The 20,906-nt window shown below is 60.7% G+C and carries 17 protein-coding genes; 11 read left to right on the forward strand and 6 right to left on the reverse strand.

Annotation, left to right across the window (positions count from 1 at the left end):
* Positions 1-6: 6 nt before the first annotated feature.
* The 7 genes from nuoL to NNA36_RS06370 all read left to right on the forward strand — a co-directional run bounded on the left by nuoL (position 7) and on the right by NNA36_RS06370 (position 9,402).
* Entirely contained in the window at positions 7-2,148 is a 2,142-nt protein-coding gene (nuoL, locus tag NNA36_RS06340) for an NADH-quinone oxidoreductase subunit L (RefSeq protein ID WP_255105371.1), read from the forward strand.
* Entirely contained in the window at positions 2,148-3,695 is a 1,548-nt protein-coding gene (locus tag NNA36_RS06345) for an NADH-quinone oxidoreductase subunit M (protein WP_255105373.1), read from the forward strand. Before nuoL ends, NNA36_RS06345 begins: the two co-directional genes overlap by 1 nt.
* Before the next feature lie 15 nt (positions 3,696-3,710).
* The gene (nuoN, locus tag NNA36_RS06350) at positions 3,711-5,159 is read left to right on the forward strand and encodes an NADH-quinone oxidoreductase subunit NuoN (RefSeq protein WP_255105375.1); all 1,449 of its coding nucleotides are present in this window, start codon (positions 3,711-3,713) and stop codon (positions 5,157-5,159) included.
* A 96-nt stretch (positions 5,160-5,255) separates the two neighbouring features.
* Positions 5,256-6,008, forward strand: a complete 753-nt coding sequence (locus NNA36_RS06355; RefSeq protein WP_255105378.1) for a biotin--[acetyl-CoA-carboxylase] ligase — start codon at positions 5,256-5,258, stop codon at positions 6,006-6,008.
* Between the two features lie 19 nt (positions 6,009-6,027).
* Positions 6,028-6,804: a type III pantothenate kinase gene (locus tag NNA36_RS06360; RefSeq protein ID WP_255105381.1), complete on the forward strand. Its 777-nt coding sequence runs from the start codon at positions 6,028-6,030 to the stop codon at positions 6,802-6,804.
* Positions 6,801-8,468: a ribonuclease J gene (locus NNA36_RS06365; RefSeq protein ID WP_255105383.1), complete on the forward strand. Its 1,668-nt coding sequence runs from the start codon at positions 6,801-6,803 to the stop codon at positions 8,466-8,468. Before NNA36_RS06360 ends, NNA36_RS06365 begins: the two co-directional genes overlap by 4 nt.
* A 91-nt stretch (positions 8,469-8,559) precedes the next feature.
* Positions 8,560-9,402: a phytanoyl-CoA dioxygenase family protein gene (locus NNA36_RS06370; protein ID WP_255105386.1), complete on the forward strand. Its 843-nt coding sequence runs from the start codon at positions 8,560-8,562 to the stop codon at positions 9,400-9,402.
* A 31-nt stretch (positions 9,403-9,433) separates the two neighbouring features.
* Here NNA36_RS06370 and NNA36_RS06375 read toward each other — a convergent pair whose 3' ends face one another.
* The 5 genes from NNA36_RS06375 to NNA36_RS06395 all read right to left on the reverse strand — a co-directional run bounded on the left by NNA36_RS06375 (position 9,434) and on the right by NNA36_RS06395 (position 15,497).
* Positions 9,434-10,807 (reverse strand): DEAD/DEAH box helicase, encoded by a 1,374-nt coding sequence (locus NNA36_RS06375; RefSeq protein ID WP_255105389.1) that lies wholly within the window; start codon positions 10,805-10,807, stop codon positions 9,434-9,436.
* Between the two features lie 162 nt (positions 10,808-10,969).
* Positions 10,970-11,944, reverse strand: a complete 975-nt coding sequence (locus NNA36_RS06380) for a glycosyltransferase family 2 protein (RefSeq protein ID WP_255105392.1) — start codon at positions 11,942-11,944, stop codon at positions 10,970-10,972.
* Entirely contained in the window at positions 11,941-12,696 is a 756-nt protein-coding gene (locus tag NNA36_RS06385) for a hypothetical protein (protein ID WP_255105394.1), read from the reverse strand. Before NNA36_RS06385 ends, NNA36_RS06380 begins: the two co-directional genes overlap by 4 nt.
* A gap of 46 nt (positions 12,697-12,742) precedes the next feature.
* Positions 12,743-14,350, reverse strand: a complete 1,608-nt coding sequence (locus NNA36_RS06390; protein WP_255105396.1) for a peptide chain release factor 3 — start codon at positions 14,348-14,350, stop codon at positions 12,743-12,745.
* A gap of 124 nt (positions 14,351-14,474) precedes the next feature.
* Complete coding sequence (locus NNA36_RS06395) at positions 14,475-15,497, reverse strand: Hint domain-containing protein (protein ID WP_255105398.1); 1,023 nt, start codon at positions 15,495-15,497, stop codon at positions 14,475-14,477.
* A 147-nt stretch (positions 15,498-15,644) separates the two neighbouring features.
* Between NNA36_RS06395 and NNA36_RS06400 the strand changes: the two genes are divergently transcribed.
* The 4 genes from NNA36_RS06400 (at position 15,645) to NNA36_RS06415 (ending at position 20,147) form a co-directional block, all read left to right on the forward strand.
* On the forward strand, positions 15,645-16,424 hold the full coding sequence (locus tag NNA36_RS06400; RefSeq protein WP_255105400.1) for an SDR family oxidoreductase: 780 nt from the start codon (positions 15,645-15,647) through the stop codon (positions 16,422-16,424).
* Entirely contained in the window at positions 16,424-17,533 is a 1,110-nt protein-coding gene (locus NNA36_RS06405) for a hypothetical protein (protein ID WP_255105404.1), read from the forward strand. The genes NNA36_RS06400 and NNA36_RS06405 overlap by 1 nt, the downstream gene beginning before the upstream one ends.
* Before the next feature lie 83 nt (positions 17,534-17,616).
* Entirely contained in the window at positions 17,617-18,990 is a 1,374-nt protein-coding gene (locus NNA36_RS06410) for a sodium:proline symporter (protein WP_255105407.1), read from the forward strand.
* Between the two features lie 65 nt (positions 18,991-19,055).
* Entirely contained in the window at positions 19,056-20,147 is a 1,092-nt protein-coding gene (locus tag NNA36_RS06415; protein WP_255105410.1) for an ABC transporter ATP-binding protein, read from the forward strand.
* Here NNA36_RS06415 and NNA36_RS06420 read toward each other — a convergent pair.
* Positions 20,144-20,797, reverse strand: coding sequence for a YafY family protein (locus NNA36_RS06420; protein WP_255105414.1), 654 nt, complete (start codon positions 20,795-20,797; stop codon positions 20,144-20,146). The two genes, NNA36_RS06415 and NNA36_RS06420, sit on opposite strands and share 4 nt — an antisense overlap.
* Positions 20,798-20,906: the final 109 nt, after the last annotated feature.

Here is a 20,906-nt window from a genome sequence, read left to right on the forward strand (position 1 = left end):
TCGGCAATGGAAAAGATCATTCTATTCGCACCGCTTGTCGGCAGCCTTATTGGCGGCTTCGGCTGGCGCTATATCGGGGAGAAGGGCGCGCAATACGTCACGACCGGGCTTTTGTTCCTGGCCTGCGCGCTGTCGTGGATCGTGTTCCTGACCCACGGGCCGGAAACCCAGCACATCCATATCCTCGACTTCATCCGCTCGGGATCGCTTGATACCTCCTGGTCGATCCGTCTGGACCGCCTGACCTCGATCATGCTGATCGTTGTCACCTCGGTTTCGGCGCTCGTGCACCTCTACAGCTTCGGCTACATGGCGCATGACGAGAACTGGAAAGAGGGCGAGAGCTATAAGGCGCGCTTCTTTGCCTACCTGTCGTTCTTTACCTTTGCCATGCTGATGCTGGTGACCTCGGACAACCTGGTCCAGATGTTCTTTGGCTGGGAAGGCGTGGGCGTCGCGTCCTATCTTCTGATCGGCTTCTACTACAAGAAACCCTCGGCCAATGCGGCGGCCATCAAGGCGTTTGTCGTCAACCGCGTGGGTGACTTTGGTTTCGCCTTGGGTATCTTCGGCCTGTTCTTCCTGACCGACAGCATCAACTTCAACGATGTCTTCGCGGCCGCACCGGCGCTGGCGGAAACCCAGCTTCACTTCCTGTGGACCGAATGGAACGCGGCAAACCTTCTGGCCTTCCTGCTGTTCGTCGGCGCGATGGGTAAATCGGCCCAGCTTCTGCTGCACACCTGGCTGCCGGACGCGATGGAAGGCCCGACCCCTGTGTCGGCCCTGATCCACGCCGCAACCATGGTGACCGCGGGCGTCTTCCTTGTCTGCCGCATGTCGCCGCTGATGGAATACGCGCCCGAAGCCACGGCCTTTATCACCTTCCTTGGTGCCACCACCGCGTTCTTTGCCGCGACCGTGGGCCTCGTGCAGAACGACATCAAACGCGTGATCGCATATTCGACCTGTTCGCAGCTTGGCTACATGTTCGTGGCGGCGGGTGTCGGTGTGTACTCGGTTGCGATGTTCCACCTGTTCACCCACGCCTTCTTCAAGGCGATGCTCTTCCTTGGTGCCGGTTCGGTGATCCACGGCATGCACCACGAGCAGGACATGCGGAACTATGGCGGCCTGCGCAAGAAACTGCCCTATACCTTCTGGGCGATGATGATCGGGACGCTTGCCATCACCGGTGTTGGCATTCCGCTGACGCATTTCGGTTTTGCCGGCTTCCTGTCGAAAGACGCCGTGATCGAAAGCGCCTATGCAGGCACCGCCGGCGGCTATGCCTTCTGGATGCTGGTCATCGCGGCGCTGTTCACCTCGTTCTACTCGTGGCGTCTGATCTTCCTGACCTTCTATGGCGAGGCACGTGGCAACAAGCACACGCATGACCACGCGCATGAAAGCCCCAAGGTCATGCTGATCCCGCTGGGTGTTCTCGCCCTGGGTGCGGTGTTCTCGGGTATGCTGTGGTACTCGTCTTTCTTTGGCGACAACGTGAACAAGTTCTTTGGCATCCCCGGTGGCGATCACCATGCCGAAGCCTCGGAGCACGGTGATGATCACGCCAAGGCAGACGATCACGGCGGCGACCACGCCAAGGCGGATGATCACGCACATGATGACCACGCGGCCAAGCATGACGATCCGGCGTACAAGCCCGTCATGGCCGCGCATCACGGCGAAGCTCCGCAGGGCGCGATCTTCATGCACCCCGACAACCATGTTCTGCATGACGCGCACTATGTCCCGAAATGGGTCAAGCTGAGCCCGTTCTTTGCGATGATCATCGGTTTCGTGGTGGCCTTCTGGTTCTATATCGTGAACCCGGCACTGCCGAAGCGTCTGGCCGAAGAGCAACGTCCTCTCTACCTGTTCCTGCTGAACAAATGGTACTTTGACGAGATCTATGACGCGATCTTCGTGCGCCCGGCGATGGCCCTTGGCCGCTTCTTCTGGAAGCGCGGCGACGGCAACGTCATTGACGGCTTCCTGAATGGCGTGGCGATGGGCATCGTGCCCTTCTTCACCCGCCTCGCTGGCCGTGCCCAATCCGGTTACATCTTTACCTATGCCTTTGCCATGGTGATCGGCATCGTTGTCCTGATCGCCCTGATGACGCTCAGCGGAGGAGCGCACTAATGAACGACAGCCTGCTCTCCCTTGTGACCTTTATTCCCGCGCTGGCGGCTGTGATCCTCGCAGTCTTCCTCCGCGGGGAAGAGGCAGCGGCGCAGCGCAACGCGAAATGGGTTGCGCTGGTGGCGACGGTGATCACCTTCCTGGTGTCGCTGTTCATCCTGGCAGAATTCGACGCCTCGAATACCGGCTTCCAGTTCGTCGAAGAACGCGAATGGCTTCTGGGCCTGAAGTACAAACTTGGCGTTGACGGTATCTCGGTTCTCTTCGTGATGCTGACAACCTTCATGATGCCGCTGGTGATCTGGGCATCCTGGGGCGTTGAGAAGCGCGTGAAGGAATACATGATTGCCTTCCTGCTGCTTGAGACGCTGATGCTCGGCGTGTTCATGGCGCTGGATCTGGTGCTGTTCTACCTGTTCTTCGAAGCAGGCCTGATCCCGATGTTCCTGATCATCGGTATCTGGGGTGGCGCCAACCGCATCTATGCCTCGTTCAAGTTCTTCCTCTACACCTTCCTTGGCTCGGTTCTGATGCTGGTTGCGATGGTGGCGATGTTCGCGGACGCGGGCACCACCGACATCCCGACCCTGATGAACCACCAGTTCGGCTCGGAAAGCTTCTCGGTGCTGGGTATCCACATCGTCGGCGGTATGCAGACGCTGCTGTTCCTGGCGTTCTTCGCATCCTTCGCGGTGAAAATGCCGATGTGGCCGGTGCACACCTGGTTGCCGGACGCGCACGTTCAGGCACCGACGGCTGGCTCGGTTGTTCTGGCGGCGATCCTGCTGAAGATGGGCGGCTATGGCTTCCTGCGCTTCAGCTTGCCGATGTTCCCGGTCGGCTCGGCCGTGATGACCGACCTGGTGCTGTGGATGTCGGCCATCGCCATCGTCTACACCTCGCTGGTTGCGATGGTTCAGGAAGACATGAAAAAGCTGATCGCCTATTCGTCGGTTGCGCATATGGGCTATGTGACCATGGGTATCTTCGCGGCCAACCAGCAGGGGATCGACGGTGCGATCTTCCAGATGCTGAGCCACGGCTTTATCTCTGGCGCGCTTTTCCTTTGCGTCGGCGTGATCTATGACCGGATGCACACCCGTGACATCGACGCCTATGGCGGCCTTGTGAACCGGATGCCGGCCTATGCGCTGATCTTCATGTTCTTCACCATGGCCAACGTCGGTCTTCCCGGTACCTCGGGTTTTGTGGGCGAATTCCTGACCCTGATGGGGATCTTCCAGGTCAACACCTGGGTAGCTCTGGTGGCAACATCTGGTGTGATCTTCTCGGCGGCCTATGCCCTGTGGCTTTATCGCCGCGTGGTCTTTGGCGACCTGATCAAGGAAAGCCTGAAAGCGATTTCGGACATGACCGCCCGTGAGAAGTGGATCTTTGCGCCGCTGGTGGCGATGACCCTGATCCTCGGTGTCTATCCGTCGCTTGTTACCGACATCATTGGCCCCTCGGTCGAGGCGCTGATTTCCAACTACGAAACCGCTCTGGCTGATGCCCCGATTTCGGGCACCCAGATGGCATCGCACTAAGGAGAGCTTGAGAAAATGATCCAGGCTGATCTGAATATTATCCTGCCGGAAATCATTCTGTCGATCTACGCGATGATTGCGCTGATTGCGGCGGTGTATACCGGCAAGGACAAGCTGGCGGGTATGCTGGTCTGGTTGACGGCGGTTGTCTTTGTCCTGGTTGCCGCATGGATCGGCATGTCGGGCGAGGGTGCCAACAGCGCCTTTGGCGGCATGTTCCAGGACGACGGCTTCTCGCGGTTTGCCAAGGTGACCATGCTTCTGGCCGGTGCCGCGGTGCTGGTGATGGGCCAAGACTACATGGCGCGTCGCGGCATGCTGCGCTTTGAGTATCCGCTGCTCGTGACCCTGTCGATTGTCGGCATGATGGTCATGGTCTCGGCAGGCGACCTGATGGCGCTTTACATGGGCCTCGAACTGCAATCCCTGGCCCTTTACGTCGTTGCGTCGATCCGTCGTGACAGCGTGAAATCGACCGAAGCCGGCATGAAGTACTTTGTTCTGGGCGCGCTTAGCTCGGGTCTGTTGCTGTTCGGCTCGTCGCTGGTCTACGGTTTTGCTGGCACCACGACTTTCGCGGGTATCATCAATGCGGCCGGAACCGGTCATGTTTCGCTTGGTCTGCTGATCGGTCTGACCTTTGTTGTGTCCGGTCTGGCCTTCAAGGTGTCTGCGGTTCCGTTCCACATGTGGACGCCGGACGTTTACGAAGGTGCGCCGACCCCGGTGACCGCGTTCTTCTCGACCGCGCCCAAAGTGGCGGCGATGGGTCTTTTTGCCCGCGTACTGCATGACGCCTTTGGCGGTGTTGTCGGCGACTGGCAGCAGATCGTTGCGCTGCTGTCGCTTCTGTCGATGTTCCTTGGTGCGGTGGCCGCGATCGGCCAGACCAACATCAAGCGCCTGATGGCTTATTCGTCGATTGCGCATATGGGCTATGCCCTGATGGGTCTTGCGGCCGGTACGGCCTTTGGTGTGCAGGCGCTGCTCATTTACATGGCGATCTACGTGACCATGAACGTCGGCACCTTTGCCTTTATCCTGAGCATGGAAAAAGACGGCCAGCCGGTGACCGATATCAATGCGCTCAACATGTATTCGAAGCGCGAACCCGGCAAGGCGCTGGCGGTTCTGGTTCTGATGTTCTCGCTGGCCGGTGTTCCGCCGCTGGTCGGGTTCTTCGGCAAGTTCTACGTGCTGCGCGCCGCCTATGACGCAGGTCTGGCATGGCTTGCGATCCTTGGTGTAGTTGCCTCGGTAATCGGTGCCTTCTATTACCTGCGTATCGTCTTCTACATGTACTTCGGTGAAGAAGGCGACAGCCTCGACAAGAACAAGTCGCCGGTGCTGTGGGCTCTGCTGATGGGCTCGGCTGCTGTGATCGGTCTGGCCTGGTTGCCGGGTCTGAACCTGCTTGGTCTAGAAACTATGGCACAGTCGGCGGCAACTGCGCTGCTGAACTAAGCATCCAACATCACCTGAAATTCGGAGCGCGCCCTTTCGGGCGCGTTTCTTTTTGGGTATGTGCCTTTGAACACGAGATTTCCAAGAGGTGCGGGCATGAGCGATTGGCCCACGGGATACAGCAAGCGGATACTGGACGAGGTGGATAGCACCAATGCCGAGGCCGGACGCATTGCGCCAACATTGACCCAGCCGGAATGGATTCTCGGACTGCGCCAAACTGCGGGACGTGGGCGGCGGGGACGTGCGTGGCGCGACCCACAGGGCAACTTTGCGGGGACACTGGTGATGCGCCCGGCCGAGCCACCAGACCGGATGGCCTTGCGGTCTTTCGTGGCCTCTCTGGCGCTTTACGATGCCTTTGTTGCCGCAACCGGTCGGACGGATGCCTTTACGCTAAAATGGCCGAACGATGTTCTTTTGAACGGCCGCAAGGTGGCGGGTATTCTTCTGGAAAGCGCCGGGTTCGCCGGCGGCATGGTTAGCCACATCGCCATTGGCATCGGCATCAACCTCGCGCAGGCACCTGATGCCGAGACCCTTGAAAGCGGCTCGGTCGCGCCGGTCTCGCTGTTTTCGGAGACGGGCGTCAAGGTCACGCCCGAGGCCTTTCTTGACCTCTTGGCACCGGCCTATGCGCGCTATGAAGAGCAGTTCCGCACCTACGGGTTCGAGCCGATCCGCACCGCATGGTTGGCCAAGGCGGCCAGGCTGGGAGAGGTGATCACCGCGAGGACGCAGCGTGATGAAACCGTTGGGACATTTGAAACAGTGGACACTGACGGCAATCTGGTGTTGAAGACCCCGAAAGGGTCTGTCGCCATTGCTGCGGCGGATGTATTTTTCTGACAGCCCAAAGGGGACACGTATGCTCCTGGCCATCGACTGCGGCAACACGAACACGGTTTTTTCGATCTGGGACGGTGAGAAGTTCCTGTGCACATTGCGGACTTCGACGCACCATGCGCGGACGGCAGACGCATACTTCACCTGGTTCTCGACCCTGATCAAACACTATGAAATTGATCTCGACATCACCGATGTGATCATTTCGTCGACCGTGCCGCGCGTGGTTTGGAACCTACGGGTGTTTTCGGATCGGTTTTTCAACTGCCGTCCCCTTGTTGTCGGCAAGCCGGAGTGCTTGTTGCCCTGTGAGGCCCGTGTGGATGAAGGCACGATTGTTGGCCCGGATCGCCTTGTGAACACTGCCGGTGCATTTGATCGGTATGGTGGCGATTTGATCGTGGTCGACTTTGGCACAGCGACAACGTTTGACGTTGTTTCTGCGGATGGCGCCTATATCGGGGGCGTGATTGCACCGGGTGTGAACCTGAGCCTTGAGGCACTGCACAATGCCGCTGCCGCCCTGCCGCATGTCGACATTGCCAAGCCGCAGGCGGTGATCGGCACCAACACTGTGGCCTGCATCCAATCCGGGGTGTTCTGGGGCTATGTCGGTCTCGTGCGCGAGATCTGTGAACGTATCAAGGCCGAACGCGAACGGCCCATGAAAATCATCGCGACAGGTGGCCTTGCGCCGCTCTTTCAACAGTCGGTCGATCTTTTCGACAGCTTCGAAGAAGACCTGACCATGCACGGCCTGACCGTGATCCACAATTACAACAAGGAACACACCGCGTGAGCAGTGAACGATTGATCTACCTGCCCCTTGGCGGGGCGGGTGAAATTGGCATGAATGCCTATGTCTATGGCTACGGAAAACCGGGCGAAGAGCGTCTGATCCTCGTCGATCTGGGGGTGACCTTTTCCGACATGGACACCAGCCCCGGAGTTGATCTGATCTTCCCGGACATGTCCTGGCTGATTGCCAACAAGGACCGTCTTGAGGCGATCTTCATCACCCACGGTCACGAAGACCACGTGGGCGCAGTTGGCCATTTCTGGGAGCAGCTTGGTGCGCCTGTCTATGCACGGGCCTTTACCGCGGCGCTGGCCCGGCACAAGATGTCGGATCGCGGTGCGCCAGAGGCCGAGGTTCTGACGGTGTCGGCCTGGCCCGAAGTCACCAAGGTCGGCCCGTTCTCCGTTGGGTTCCTACCGGTAAGCCATTCGATCCCCGAAAGTGCGGCGCTGGTTATCGACAGCCCCGCAGGGCGGGTGATCCATTCTGGCGACTTCAAGCTGGACACCAACCCGATTGTGGGCGAGCCGTTTGATGCTGAGTTGTGGACCGAGGTCAGCAAGGATGGCGTCAAGGCGCTGATCTGTGACTCGACCAACGTTTTCTCGCCGAATGCGGGCCGTTCGGAAAGCGAGCTGGGCCGTGAGATCGAAGCCCTTATCTCGGCGGCGCCCAATACGGTTGTGGCCACGACATTCGCGTCAAACGTGGCGCGGGTGAAAACGCTTGCCGAAGCCGGTGAGCGGGCGGGGCGTTCGATCTGCCTTATGGGGCGCGCGATGCGCCGCATGATCGAGACGGCGATTGAGACCGGTGTTCTGGACAGCTTTCCCAAGGTGGTCAGTCCTGAAGATGCACGTGCGATCCCGCGCGAGAACCTGATGCTTCTGGTAACGGGCTCTCAAGGCGAACGCCGTGCGGCTGCGGCACAACTGGCGCGAGGCAAGTACAACGGTATCCAACTGAAGGACGGGGATACGTTCCTGTTCTCGTCGAAAACCATCCCGGGCAATGAACGCGGCGTGATCCGCATCATGAACCAGTTCTCGGAAATGGGAGTCGACGTGGTGGATGACTCGTCCGGCCGTTACCATGTGTCCGGCCACGCCAACCGCCCCGATCTCGAAGCGCTGCAGGACATCGTGAACCCGCAGATGGTGATCCCGAACCATGGTGAACACCGCCACTTGCGCGAACATGTCAAACTGTCGAACAACCGTGGTCGTGCGTCCATCGTCGCGGTGAACGGTACGATGCTGGACCTCTCCGGCGATGAACCGCGCGTCGTCGACTATATCGAGACGGGCCGGACCTATCTGGATGGAGCTGTGAAGATCGGCGCTCTGGACGGGATCGTCCGCGATCGTATCCGCATGGCGTTGAACGGGCACCTTGTTGTGAACGTGATCCTTGACGAAGACGATGAGCCGCTGGGTGAAGCATGGTGCGAAATCAAGGGCTTGCCAGAGCAGGGGCGCAGCTTTGCGCCGCTGATCGACGTTCTGGAAGAAGACCTGACCCAGTTCCTTGGCCGCGCCAGCGAAAAGACCCTCGCGAATGATGACAAACTTGAGGAAGAGCTGCGTCGCATTGCCCGCAACACCTGTAACGATGAAATCGGACGCAAGCCCGAGGTCACCGTGATTGTCAGCCGGCTGAGCTGAACGCAGGTTCGCGACACGAATTCGTCGAAAACACGATAGATCGCGCAGGCGTCTGCGCGGTCGGATGGGGTATGGCAAGGGAGGAGATGCCGTGGCCCATGTTGCAAGAGACTTGATCGATCTTGAACGCTATCCCATTGATCGGGCCTGTGACGCCCGCGATGCCCTGATCAAGAGCGTGCGGGCCGATCTGGCGCGGGACGGTTGCGCGGTGATCAAGGGGTTTCTGACCCCCGAAGGAATCGATGCCCTGCGCCGAGAGGCGGATCGGGTGGCCGACAAGGGCCATCGCAGTTTCAACCGCACCAACGCCTATTTCACGCAGGATGATTCCAGCCTGCCAGAGGATGATCCGAGACGGCAGTTCTTTGATCGCTCGAACACCTTCATTCCCGCGGACAATTTTGCAGCGGATGGGCCGCTTCGCTGTGTTCATGACAGCGCCGGATTTGACGCGTTCATTCAGGATTGCCTGCAGGAAGAGAACTTCTTCCGCTATGCCGATCCGCTGGCGGATGTGATCGTGAACATGGCCGAAGAGGGCAATGGCTTTCCTTGGCATTTCGACACCAACAACTTCACCGTGACGCTGGCAATCCAGAATGCCGAGGAGGGCGGGGCCTTTGAATACGCGGCCGCGATACGGGAAGAAGGCGAGAACTTTGAGGAAGTGAGCCGTGTGCTGGCGGGGACGTCAGATCGGGTGACCGTGCTGGAACTGGAACCGGGTGATCTGCAGTTGTTTCGCGGCCGGTATTCGCTCCATCGTGTTGCCCCTCTCAAGGGGGCAACCCGCAGATATGTCGCGATTTTTTCCTATGTGGAAGAGCCGGGGATGGTGGGTTCGCCGGAGCGCACAAAGCAGCTTTATGGCCGTGTGTTGCCAATCCATCTTGAGCGCGCAGGTCTGCGCGCGGACAGCTATCTGGACTAAAAAAACGGACGCCCGAGGCGTCCGTTTTCAATTAGCTTGCGCGGCGTTCGTCGAAGCTCAGCGCGATGAAGCTGGGCATGTGATCGCCCATGCCGACAACGGGTTCGTCGCGGCCACGACCACCACCGCGCGAGCGGTTGGAGCCGGAGCGCGAGGAGGATCTGCTCTCGTCCCGCTTGGTGCTCTTGGTTTCCTTGGCCGGCTTCGGTTCCTTGGGGGCCTCGGGTTTCTCCGCCCGTGGTTTGCGGGCGGGCGCCTCGACCTTGACCTCGACGCGGGTGATCTGCTTCTGGATCAGGGTTTCGACGGCATCGAATGCCTTTTCGTCACGAGGCGAGCAGATGGTGAAGGCCTTGCCTTCGCGGCCCGCGCGACCGGTGCGGCCAATACGGTGCACATAGTCTTCGGCGTGGCCGGGAACATCAAAGTTGAACACGTGGCTCACGCTGGGAATGTCGAGGCCACGGGCCGCCACATCGGAGGCCACGAGGAACTGCAATTCACCGCTGCGGAAGGAATCGAGGGTCTTCATGCGCTGCGACTGATCCAGGTCACCGTGGATCGGGGCGGCGTTGAGGCCGTATTTCTTCATGGATTTCGCGCAGATATCCACGTCGGTCTTGCGGTTGCAGAAGATGATCGCGTTGGTGCAGGTTTCGCCCTCACGCTTGATCAACTCGCGCAGAACGCGGCGCTTTTCACTGCCTTCGCGATCGCGGCGCGAGGCTTTGAACATCACGACACCCTGTTCGATGGTTTCCGACGCTGTGGCCTGACGGGCCACTTCGATGCGGGCAGGCGCGGACAGGAAGGTGTTGGTGATGCGTTCGATCTCGGGGGCCATGGTGGCCGAGAAGAACAGGGTCTGACGGGTGAAAGGCGTCAGCGAGAAGATGCGCTCGATGTCGGGGATGAACCCCATGTCGAGCATACGGTCCGCCTCGTCCACCACCATGACCTGAACGCCTGTCAGCAGCAGCTTGCCGCGTTCGAAGTGGTCGAGAAGGCGGCCGGGGGTGGCGATGAGCACGTCAACACCACGGTCGATCAGCGCATCCTGTTCCTTGAAGGAGACCCCGCCGATCAGCAGCGCCTTGGTCAGTTTCAGGTGCTTGGAATAGGTATCAAAGTTCTCGGCAACCTGTGCGGCCAGTTCCCGTGTCGGGCACAGAACGAGGCTGCGCGGCATACGGGCGCGGGCGCGGCCGCGGGCCAGAAGGGACAGCATGGGAAGCGTGAAGCTTGCGGTCTTGCCGGTGCCCGTCTGGGCGATGCCCAGCACGTCCTTACCCTCAAGCGCAGGAGGAATCGCTCCTGCCTGAATGGGGGTGGGGCTTTCGTATCCCGTTTCGCTGATCGCTTTCAGCACCTTCGGGTTGAGGTTCAGGTCAGAGAATTTTGTCATGCGTATCCGTGGTTTACGGACACGATTTGGCCCGTAGCGACTGATGTGGGTCGGACCCGGATGGTCCCGTGGTTGATCACATGTATGACCCACGCGCGCCTTGTAGCCCAAAGCCTGTCTCGGGTCAATCAGAGCGGGGGAAACGCTTTGTTTTCCGCCCGTTTAGCGCGTTTTCTGCCAGTCCGGGAAGTGGGCTTCGCGCCGGGCGTCGAGATCCAGCCGGAATTCTCGCAACAGGTTTCGTTCGCGCAGGCCGGAAATCAGGGCGGGCCGCGCAAGGCAGATTTCGTTGAAAAAGGCACGGATCGCCTCGTCGCCGCCAGTCTCACGCAAAGTGGTAAACAACTGGTGGAGAGAGAGGCCGCCGAACTCTGACGGGCGCACGGGTTTGAGTTCGGCGCGGTAGGAGCCTTTCTCGTGGCGGTAGTCGAAGTGGCGCTGCCAGTCCTGCCAGCTTTTGACGTGGATGTGGCAGAGGTCGATCCCGTCGAGCGTGACGCGCGGGCCGACTTCGTCATTGCCGCGCATTCCGCGATGGATGCGGAATTGCAGGGGCGGCAGGCCGGTGCGCAGGAAGGTTTTGCCGAGTGTGTGGCTGATGAAACCGCCGCGCACGTAGTTGCCGAAATCGGGGTAGAGTGCGGCTTCCATCTTTTCGCGCGCGGTGGTGTCGGGCACCCAGGCCTTTGCGTAGATCGTGGCCGGGTCGAGGCCTTCTACGTCTTCGCTGGCAAGCGCCTCGGCCGGCGCGACGCGGGCGGCTGCGATGCCGTTTTCGACGCGGCCTAGGAGCTGGTCCAGAGGGTCGCCCACAGGGCTGAGAAACTCGTCAACGTCGATGTGCCCCAGCCAGTCCAGGCCGAATTCTGGTGCCATTTCATAGGCCTGCGTGGCGTTGTGGGTCTGGCGGGGCTGGTGTTTTTCGGGTTTGCGCCCAACAGTCCCGCGCCAGTAGGCACCGTCGGTGCGGGTGACGGTGACCTGTGGATGGGCTTCGAGGGCGGCCTGCGCCTTGGGGTTCTGATTGTCGAGATAGATGAAGAGGTGATGCGCGCCCTGATCAAGGTGATAGGCGACAAAGTTCAGCACCTCTTTTGGGGGTGCCTTGATGGTCGAGACAAGGCCCCAGCGCGTCACGAGTTGTCCTTGAGCTTGAGATAGACTTCTTTCATGCGTTTGAGACGCCGGAAAATGCCGCCGTGATCGCGGTTGAGCTCTTCCATGAGGTGGTTGGCCAGGGGGGCGATGCCGGGATCGGTCATGGCCAGTTCCCAGACCGGCGCAAGAATGTTGGCATCAAGCCCGCCCCAGCGCAGCGAGAAGGGATCCATCAGGAGGGGTAGCTTGGCCTTGATCTTGCGGGCAAAACCATAGGGGGTCTGCGGGTCGAAACCGCTGTAGAGACGCTCGTATTCATAGAGTTTCATCATGCCGAACAACATGCGCATGGCCTGTCCGACCTGGCGCTGGACGTCAGTGTTGCCGTGGTCGGCAAAGGTGCTGATGGCCGAGACTTTCCAACGGATATCAAGGGCTTCGATCAGGTGTTCATGCTCCTCGGCCCAGATGCGCAGGAACAATGGCGCGGTCTGCTCGGGCGCGTCGGATTTGCGCAGGTTCGAGATCAGCAAGGCGTTGAGATAGGCAAGCTCGGTATTGCCGACGAACTCTTCGGCGATGGCGCGGCGTTTGGTGGCCCAGGACGAGCGTTTCTCGCCCTTTTGTTTCTTGGTGGCTGCCTCGGTAACGATTGTTGCCTTCAGCGGGGCCAGATCGACGTCGAGGGGCGGCAGGGTTTCCGCGCCGAAATCAAAGGGCGCACGGCGGCTGTTGTGCCGCTCGGACAGCGTTGCCAAGCCGCCGGGATAGGTAACATTTTCACTGCTCATGCCACATGATTGCACGGGGGGCGACCCCGTGCAATTGCGCTTTGACCTAGACCGCCATTTCCTTGGTCGCGGTCAGTTTGACATCGGGATAGTCGCGTACGACGCGGTCGATGTCCCACTGGAGGCGGGTGAGGAACACCACGTCGCCATCATGGTCATAGCTGATGTGTTGCTTGTTGGAATTCACAAACTTATCAATGGCTTGCGTGTCTCCGCTCGCCCAGCGGGCCGAGGTGAATTGCGACTGTTCGAAACGCACGGGCAGGCCGTACTCCATCTCGATCCGGCTGGCCAGAACCTCGAACTGAAGCGCGCCGACGACGCCGACGATAAAGCCGGAACCGATCATCGGTTTGAACACTTTGGCAGCACCTTCCTCGGCGAATTGCATCAGCGCCTTTTCAAGGTGCTTGGCCTTCATCGGATCGCCTGCGCGGATGCCTTGCAGGAGTTCCGGCGCGAAGGAGGGAATACCTGTAGCACGCAAAGCTTCGCCTTCGGTTAACGTATCGCCGATGCGCAGCTGGCCGTGGTTCGGAATGCCGATGATGTCACCAGCCCAGGCCTCTTCGGCCAGTTCGCGGTCGGAGGCGAGGAACAGCACGGGGCTCGAGATCGCCATCGGCTTCTTGGTCCGCACGTGAGTGAGTTTCATGCCGCGTTTGAAGTGACCCGAGGCGAGACGAACAAAGGCAACGCGGTCGCGGTGCTTGGGGTCCATATTGGCCTGCACCTTGAAGACGAAGCCGGAAACCTTTGTTTCATCAGGGGAAATCTGGCGAGGCTCGGCGCTTTGCGGCTGTGGTTCCGGGCCATAATTGGCGATGCCGTCCATCAGTTCCTTGACGCCGAACGAGTTGATGGCCGAGCCAAACCAGATCGGGGTCATGTGACCTTCGAGCACAGCTTGCGGATCGAGTTTCGGCAGGAGTTCGCGGGCCATCTCGACCTCTTCCTGCAACTGTTCGAGCAGGTGCGCGGGCACGTGTTCTGCCAGTTTGGGATCATCAAGTCCCTGAATTTGCACGGTTTCCGCGATGACGTTACGGTCGGCGCGGTCCATCAGTTCAAGACGGTCGTTCAAAAGGTCGTAGCAGCCGACGAACTCGCGGCCGACACCGATCGGCCAGGAGGCCGGGGTCACGTCGATGGCGAGGTTTTCCTGAATTTCATCAATGATCTCAAAGGTGTCGCGGCTCTCGCGGTCCATCTTGTTACAGAAGGTCAGGATCGGCAGGTCGCGCAGGCGGCAGACTTCGAACAGTTTCTGGGTCTGGCTTTCGACACCCTTTGCCCCGTCGATCACCATAACCGCAGCGTCAACCGCCGTGAGCGTGCGATAGGTGTCTTCCGAGAAGTCCGAGTGGCCGGGCGTATCAACGAGGTTGAAGCGGAACTCTTTGAAATCAAAGGACATTGCCGATGCCGAGACCGAAATGCCGCGATCCTGTTCCATCTTCATGAAGTCCGAGCGCGTGCGGCGGGCTTCGCCCTTGGCGCGCACCTGGCCAGCCATCTGGATCGCGCCACCGTAGAGAAGGAACTTCTCGGTCAGCGTGGTTTTACCGGCATCCGGGTGCGAGATGATCGCAAAGGTGCGGCGGCGGCCAATTTCAGGCGGCAGATCGGGGCGGTTTGATGAAACGTCAAGCATGCGCACGCATATAGAAGGGCCGGGGCGGCGGCGCAATATGGCTGTCGGTGCCACGTCGGTATTACGTCGGTATTGCGGAGGTGCGCCTGTCGGCTCTCCGGCGTTATCCGGGATTAAGAAGTGGTTACTTGGTCGAGGCGCGGCGCAGCAGATCGACCGCGTCGGGGCGATCCAACAGGTTTTCGTTCACTTCGAATTCCTGTTGCAGCACCGCGGGACGGTTGTCACCGCGCGGCAGGTGCATTTGTCCCAGATCCTGCGGCAGCACGGGTTGCGTGCGTTTGTCGGCCTGCATGGTCTCGGCCGAGATGCCTTCGGCAAAGATGATCTGGTGACGGTCGAACAGAAGCTGGAAGTAATCGACGAAACCGCCCTCGTGGACGCGGACGGTTTCGCCGTTGACAAGGTGGCGCGCCCGGACGAGCAGTTCCGGGCGGCCTGCGCCGATGTGGTCATGGCGCTGATAGATGAAAAGACGGTGGTCGGGGCTGACCATCAGGTCGCCGGCATTGTTGAGGGTGCCTGCTGAAATCAGGATCGGCGCGAACTCACCAAGCGCACGCATGGTGTGGGTGCCAACCCAGCGTACCTCTTGCGGGCCGTCGTCGCGGGTGAGGACCTTGTCGCCGGGGCGGATGTCTTCGATCGGTTTCTGTTCGCCGGTGGCCATGGTGATGCGGGTGCCGCGGGTAAAGCTGACGCAGGCCATCTGGGCCATACGCTGGCGCGCGCCGGTGCGGTCGATGCCGACAAGGGAATACGGGGTCTTTGGCGACAGCGGGGCGAGAGGGGCCGCGTGGATCTGGGCCACGTTGCCGTCTTCGTCCACTTCGACCATGACGATGATCTCGATCGTCGCCCCGGTAGGAGGCATAACGGTCAGGACGCAATCGGCGTGCAGGGTCGCGCCGGGCGTGCCACAGCTGCTTTCGCTGGCGATCTGGAAGCTGTTATCGTCGGTCACGACAAAGGACAGGCTGCGCACGGGGGCGCCGGGGGTCAACTCGTAAATGTCGTCGGGCACCAGTTCATCGGCAAAAGACAGCGCGTCGCCAAGGTTTGCCCCATTCGTGACGCAGAGGTCTTCTGCATCATGGACGGGCATTCTCTGGGCGGGCATGGCCGAGGTTTCACTGGGGCGAGACATTTGATTGTTTTCTCTTTTTGCTGCGCGACGTGCAAGTCATCGCGCAGAATTGTGGCGCTTTCGGGGATCAGGATCGGCAATTTGCTGGCGTCTTTTTGAAATTGCGGGTTACTTGGTGGGCAACAATGAGTTTGGGGAGAAGAATTCATGGATCTTGGAATCAGGGGAAAACGGGCGTTGGTCTGTGCATCGTCCAAGGGTCTTGGGCGCGGGTGTGCCGAGGCGCTGGCCGAAGCAGGCGTGGATCTGGTGATGAACGCGCGGGGGGCTGAGGCACTTGAGGCGACGGCCGCGGAGATTCGCGAGAAATACGGCGTGAATGTCGTGACCGTAGCCGCGGACGTGACCTCGGCGGAAGGACAGGCGGCGGTTCTGGAAGCGGCGCAGGGCGTGGACATCCTTGTCAACAACGCCGGTGGCCCGCCGCCGGGCATGTGGACCGATTGGGAGCGCGAAGATTTCCTATCGGCGCTGGATGCCAACATGCTGACGCCGATTGCCTTTATGAAGGCGCTGGTGCCGGGCATGATCGAAAAGGGTTGGGGCCGCGTGGTGAACATCACTTCGCAGTCGGTCAAGGCCCCGATTGCCGTGCTTGGCCTCTCGAATTCGGCGCGTGCGGGACTCACGGGTTATGTCGCGGGGACGTCGCGGCAGGTGGCGCAATACGGTGTGAACATCAACAACCTGCTGCCGGGCAGCCATGACACCGACCGGATTGCGGCGCTTGATGCGGGGGCTGCCAAGAACGCGGGTGTTTCCGTGGAAGAGGCGCGGGCGACCCGACAGTCGACCATCCCCGCCGGTCGGGATGGCACCATCAGTGAATTCGGGGCCACTTGTGCCTTCATGTGCTCGCAGCATGCGGGCTTCATGGTGGGCCAGAACATCCTGTTGGATGGCGGTAACGTGAACGCCACGCTCTGATGGCAGAGGGGTTTTCTCTCAAGGACGAGTTGTTCAATGCAACGACATTGGGCGATCTGGCGGCAGAGTATTCTGCCGCCTTGTCTTTCTTTGACGGGGAAGCGTTTCACGCCGAGGTGGTTGCGGGCCTTGAGGGGCGCGAGTTGATGGAGCGGTTGGAGTGGATCGCGGATTGTGTCGAGGCGCGGTTGTCGCCCGCGTTTCCCGAGATGGCGGATCAGTTGGAGGCCGCGATGCCTGCGCCGCTGGATCCGGGTCTGCGAGACGACGATTTCGGGCGGTTCATTCACGCGGTGCCGGGTATCCTTGCGGTTCGCCACGGGCTTGAGGCGCACCGCGAGCGGGCGCTTGACCTGCTCTATGCCGCGACCCAGCGGTTTTCGGTGGAGTTTTATATTCGTCCGTTCCTCAACCGCTGGCCCGAAGAGACCATGGCGCGGCTGGAGGCCTGGGCGGGGGATGCGAATTACCACGTGCGCCGCCTGGTGAGCGAGGGGACACGCCCCAAGCTGCCCTGGGCGAAGAAGATCGACCTGCAACCGGGAGAGGCGCTGCCGTTGCTGGACCGGCTGCACGGGGATGCGACGCGGTATGTCACGCGGTCGGTGGCGAACCACATGAACGACATCGCCAAGGTGGACGCAGAGGCCGTGGTGGCGCGGCTTGAGGCGTGGCGCGAGGCCGGGGTGCAGGACGGCAAGGAGCTTGACTGGATGACGCGCCATGCGCTGCGGACGCTGATCAAGGACGGGCATCCGGGGGCGCTGGCGCTGTTGGGGTATCGGCCGGATGCGGCGGTTGAAGTGGAGCTGCGGCTGGCAGATGGGCCGGTTCGGATTGGCGAGGCGCTTGAGTTCACCTGTACGGTCAATAGTGCAAAGTCCGAGCCCGTTCTGGTGGATTACATCCTGCATTTTCACAGGCCAAACGGTAAGACGGGGCGCAAGGTGTTCAAGCTCAAGCAAGGCAAGACACCGATGACGGTGACCAAGGCTCACAAGCTGAAGGGCAATGCCACGACGTTCCAGTTGCATGAAGGGCCGCACCGGATCGAGGTGCAGGTCAACGGGCGGGTTGTGACAGGGGCCGATTTCGACCTGATCTCCTGACGTTTCATCACGTTCGCGTGGGGGGTGGTAGGCGTTTGAATTTCCTGTTGTTAGAGCAGCTTGCAGGACAAAGGAAAACGCACATGCAAGCCACCGCCATCATCGGGATATTTCTGTTCATCATCGTTGCCAGCCTTCTTGCGGCACCGCGCCGGGCGTCGGTTGCGGGGTTCTTTGGCGGAATGGGCGCGACGGGCGCGGCGCCGGGGCTGTGGACACTGGTTCTAAGCCAGGTGACGACGTGGATTTTTGCCCGGTCGCTGATGAATTCGGCGATCCTTGGTTACTACTACGGGATTGCGGGCGTTCTGGCCTATGCGGCTTACTACGGATCGTTCCTGACCGGCGGCTATATCGTGGGCCGGATGCGCCAGCAGGGCGCGCGGTCGGTGCAGGACTGGCTGGTTGACCGGTTCGGCACGGTTGGCACCGGCTGCTATAACCTCGTGATCGCGCTGCGCCTGTTGTCCGAGGTCTTTGCCAACCTGATCGTCGTTGGTCTGATCTTTTCGGCGGCCCTGCCGGAAGTGGCATGGGCCAAGGATGGCGCAATCCTGATCGTGGGCGCGCTGGCGCTGGCCTATTCGGCGTGGGGCGGCTTGAGCGCGGCGCTGCGTACGGATGTGGTGCAGATGGTTCTGTTTCTCGGCGTCTTCGGTGTTGCTTTCCTTGCGCTGATCCTGAGCCCCGGTTTTGACATTGGTGCGGTTCTGACTGCCGAGGGGGCTTCGGGGGGGTACAACGGCTGGGTGCTGCTGCTGGTGGCCTTTCTTCAGGTGTTTTCCTATCCGGTGCATGATCCGGTGATGATGGACCGCGGGTTCCTTGCGGATGAGAAGACAACGAAAAAGAGCTTTCTGCACGCCTTCTGGATTTCGGCGCTATGCATCATCGGGTTCGGGTTTTTCGGCATTCAGGCGGCGCTGGACGGTGCGGCCTATGAGGGACAGTTGATCGGGACATGGGGGGCGACACTGCCGGCGTGGGTCTTCGTGGCGCTGCTGGTGTCCCTTTTGGTGTCGGCCCTGTCGACGCTGGATTCGGCGCTGTCCTCTGCGGCACGGCTGGTGGTGGAAGAGTTGCGCCTTGCGCCGCGCAGCCTGAATGGCGGGCGGCTGGCGATGCTGGTCTTTGCGCTGGCGGGCGGTGCGCTGACGCTTTGGGGCAACCAGACCCTGTTTGACGCGGTGGCCGTCAGCGGCACGGCGTCGATGTTCCTGACACCGGTTCTGGTGGCCGGGCTGATCGGCGCGCGCCATGTGGCGGTTTGGGCCTATGTGGTCAGCTTCGTTGCGGCGATGGCGGGCGCGGCGGCCTATTTCTTCCGTGGCACCGAGGCCATGGCGGCGATCCTGTATGACGGCCACAAGTACGAACAGCTTTTGCAGATCTGTATCGTGGTGCTTGCCGTGGGCTTTGCGGCGGTGCTGGCGGGGTCGCGTAGGGTTGCGAGCTAGGCGGGGGGCTGCTAAGGGTCAGAAAATTCCGATGGTTTTCATCGGGCATTGACCAAGAGGCAGACGTGACCGACCCGATCCAGAGCCCGCATCCCCGTCTGGAAATCCGCAACCTGAAGCGCCGGTTCGGTGACCGGCAGGTGGTGGATGGCGTGTCGCTGACCATTCAGCCGGGGCATGTGACCTGTCTTCTGGGGCCTTCGGGCTGTGGCAAGTCGACGACGCTTCGGATGATTGCCGGCGTCGACATGCAGGATTCCGGTGAGATCTATGTGGATGGTGAGCTGATCTGCGACACGGTTTTCCGGATTCCGCCGGAACGCCGCAAGATCGGGCTGATGTTCCAGGATTTCGCGCTTTTCCCGCACCTGAGCGTGGCGGACAACGTTGCTTTTGGTCTGAAGGGGCCGAAAGAGGAAAAGCGGGCGCGGGTTGAAGAGCTGCTGGCCAAGGTGAACCTTGGCTGGACCATCGACAAGTTTCCCCATGTGTTGTCTGGCGGCGAACAGCAGCGGATCGCGCTGGCGCGTGCCCTTGCGCCGCGTCCGCGTATCATGCTGATGGACGAGCCGTTTTCCGGGCTGGACAACCGTCTGCGTGATGGCATCCGCGACGAGACGCTGGCGGTTCTCAAGGAAGAGGATACCGCGGTTCTTCTGGTGACGCACGAGCCGGAAGAGGCGATGCGGATGGCGGACGAGATCGCGCTGATGCGGGATGGCAAGATCGTTCAGCAGGGTGCCCCCTATAACATCTACAATGCGCCCGTGGACAAAGCGGCGGTCGCATTCTTCAGCGATGTCAACGTGATCCGTGGCGTGAGCAACGGTGCTCTGACCGAAACCCCCTTTGGCCAGTTCCTGACACCGGGTCTGGAAGATGGGGCGGCGGTCGAGATCGTGATCCGTCCGCAGCATCTCAAGCTGGATTTCGACCGTCATGGCAAGGGGCCGATGCCCACCGCCACGGATGGGGTTGCGGCGCGGGGCGTGGTCAAGCGCGCGCGTTTCATGGGCAACGAGAGCCTTGTGGAATTCGTGATGGACCACGACGGATCGGAGTTGAAGGTGACGGTTCCGAACGTCTTCATGCCCAAGGCGGGCACGCCGCTGTGGCTGACCATTCGCCGTGACCGGTGTTTCGTCTTCCCGGCCTAGGCCGAGTAATCTTCCAGCCGTTTTCCCGGTTCGTCCACGAACAGGCCGGGCAGGACCGTGACCTGTTCGATCTGATCAGCCCGGAGCGTGGCAAAGCCATCGGTGGTGTCGCACCAGACAAGGCAGGTCCAGACTCGTCCCCAATAGTCGAGTTTCAGGGGGCGCACGTCGCGCAGGCTCTGGTCCTGCATGGTGAGGCGCAGTTTCTGGCGGTTTCGAATGGCGCTGCGCAGGGTGGTGAGGTGGCGGAAGCCATAGGCCGCGTCGGCGAAGGGATAGACGGCAAAGCCGAAGGACGCCGGCGCGCCGTGGCGATCTTCGGGCAGCACGGCGTCAATCTTGGCCGAGAGGGTCTTGGCGGCCTCCTGCAGCTCACCATCAACCCCGTTGCCGACGGCGGCCAGACCAAGGTGCAGGGCCTCAAGCTCGGTCTCGGTGAGGTTTAGCGGGGGCAGGGTGATGGCGGCGCGGGCGGAATAGCCGATGCCGCGTTCGCCTTCGACCGGAACACCCGATGCGGCCAGCGTGTCCATGTCGCGGTAGATGGTGCGGATCGACACTCCGAGATCGCGTGCCATGTCTTCGGCGCGGTGCAGTTTTCCGTCTTTCAGGATTTCGATCAGCGAATAGAGGCGGTCGGAGCGTTTCAAAGGAGTGATTCTCTGTCGGTTTTTTCCCATTACTGACAAAAATCTGACAACTGACAAGCTGTTGACAAAACTCGTGCCAGAATCCGCTCAAAAAGGGGGGATACGGGCG

Origin of the sequence: Shimia sp. CNT1-13L.2 (genome assembly GCF_024331145.1) — a bacterium.
Taxonomy (GTDB): domain Bacteria; phylum Pseudomonadota; class Alphaproteobacteria; order Rhodobacterales; family Rhodobacteraceae; genus Shimia.

What these genes read in the sequence shown, in the direction of transcription:
- nuoL (WP_255105371.1), top strand. Translation starts at nt 7, where the DNA reads ATGGAAAAGATCATTCTATTCGCACCGCTTGTCGGCAGCCTTATTGGC.
- NNA36_RS06400 (WP_255105400.1), top strand. Translation starts at nt 15,645, where the DNA reads ATGGATCTTGGAATCAGGGGAAAACGGGCGTTGGTCTGTGCATCGTCC.
- NNA36_RS06390 (WP_255105396.1), bottom strand. Translation starts at nt 14,350, where the DNA reads ATGCTTGACGTTTCATCAAACCGCCCCGATCTGCCGCCTGAAATTGGC.
- NNA36_RS06385 (WP_255105394.1), bottom strand. Translation starts at nt 12,696, where the DNA reads ATGAGCAGTGAAAATGTTACCTATCCCGGCGGCTTGGCAACGCTGTCC.
- NNA36_RS06355 (WP_255105378.1), top strand. Translation starts at nt 5,256, where the DNA reads ATGAGCGATTGGCCCACGGGATACAGCAAGCGGATACTGGACGAGGTG.
- NNA36_RS06410 (WP_255105407.1), top strand. Translation starts at nt 17,617, where the DNA reads ATGCAAGCCACCGCCATCATCGGGATATTTCTGTTCATCATCGTTGCC.
- NNA36_RS06360 (WP_255105381.1), top strand. Translation starts at nt 6,028, where the DNA reads ATGCTCCTGGCCATCGACTGCGGCAACACGAACACGGTTTTTTCGATC.
- NNA36_RS06405 (WP_255105404.1), top strand. Translation starts at nt 16,424, where the DNA reads ATGGCAGAGGGGTTTTCTCTCAAGGACGAGTTGTTCAATGCAACGACA.
- NNA36_RS06375 (WP_255105389.1), bottom strand. Translation starts at nt 10,807, where the DNA reads ATGACAAAATTCTCTGACCTGAACCTCAACCCGAAGGTGCTGAAAGCG.
- NNA36_RS06395 (WP_255105398.1), bottom strand. Translation starts at nt 15,497, where the DNA reads ATGTCTCGCCCCAGTGAAACCTCGGCCATGCCCGCCCAGAGAATGCCC.
- nuoN (WP_255105375.1), top strand. Translation starts at nt 3,711, where the DNA reads ATGATCCAGGCTGATCTGAATATTATCCTGCCGGAAATCATTCTGTCG.
- NNA36_RS06345 (WP_255105373.1), top strand. Translation starts at nt 2,148, where the DNA reads ATGAACGACAGCCTGCTCTCCCTTGTGACCTTTATTCCCGCGCTGGCG.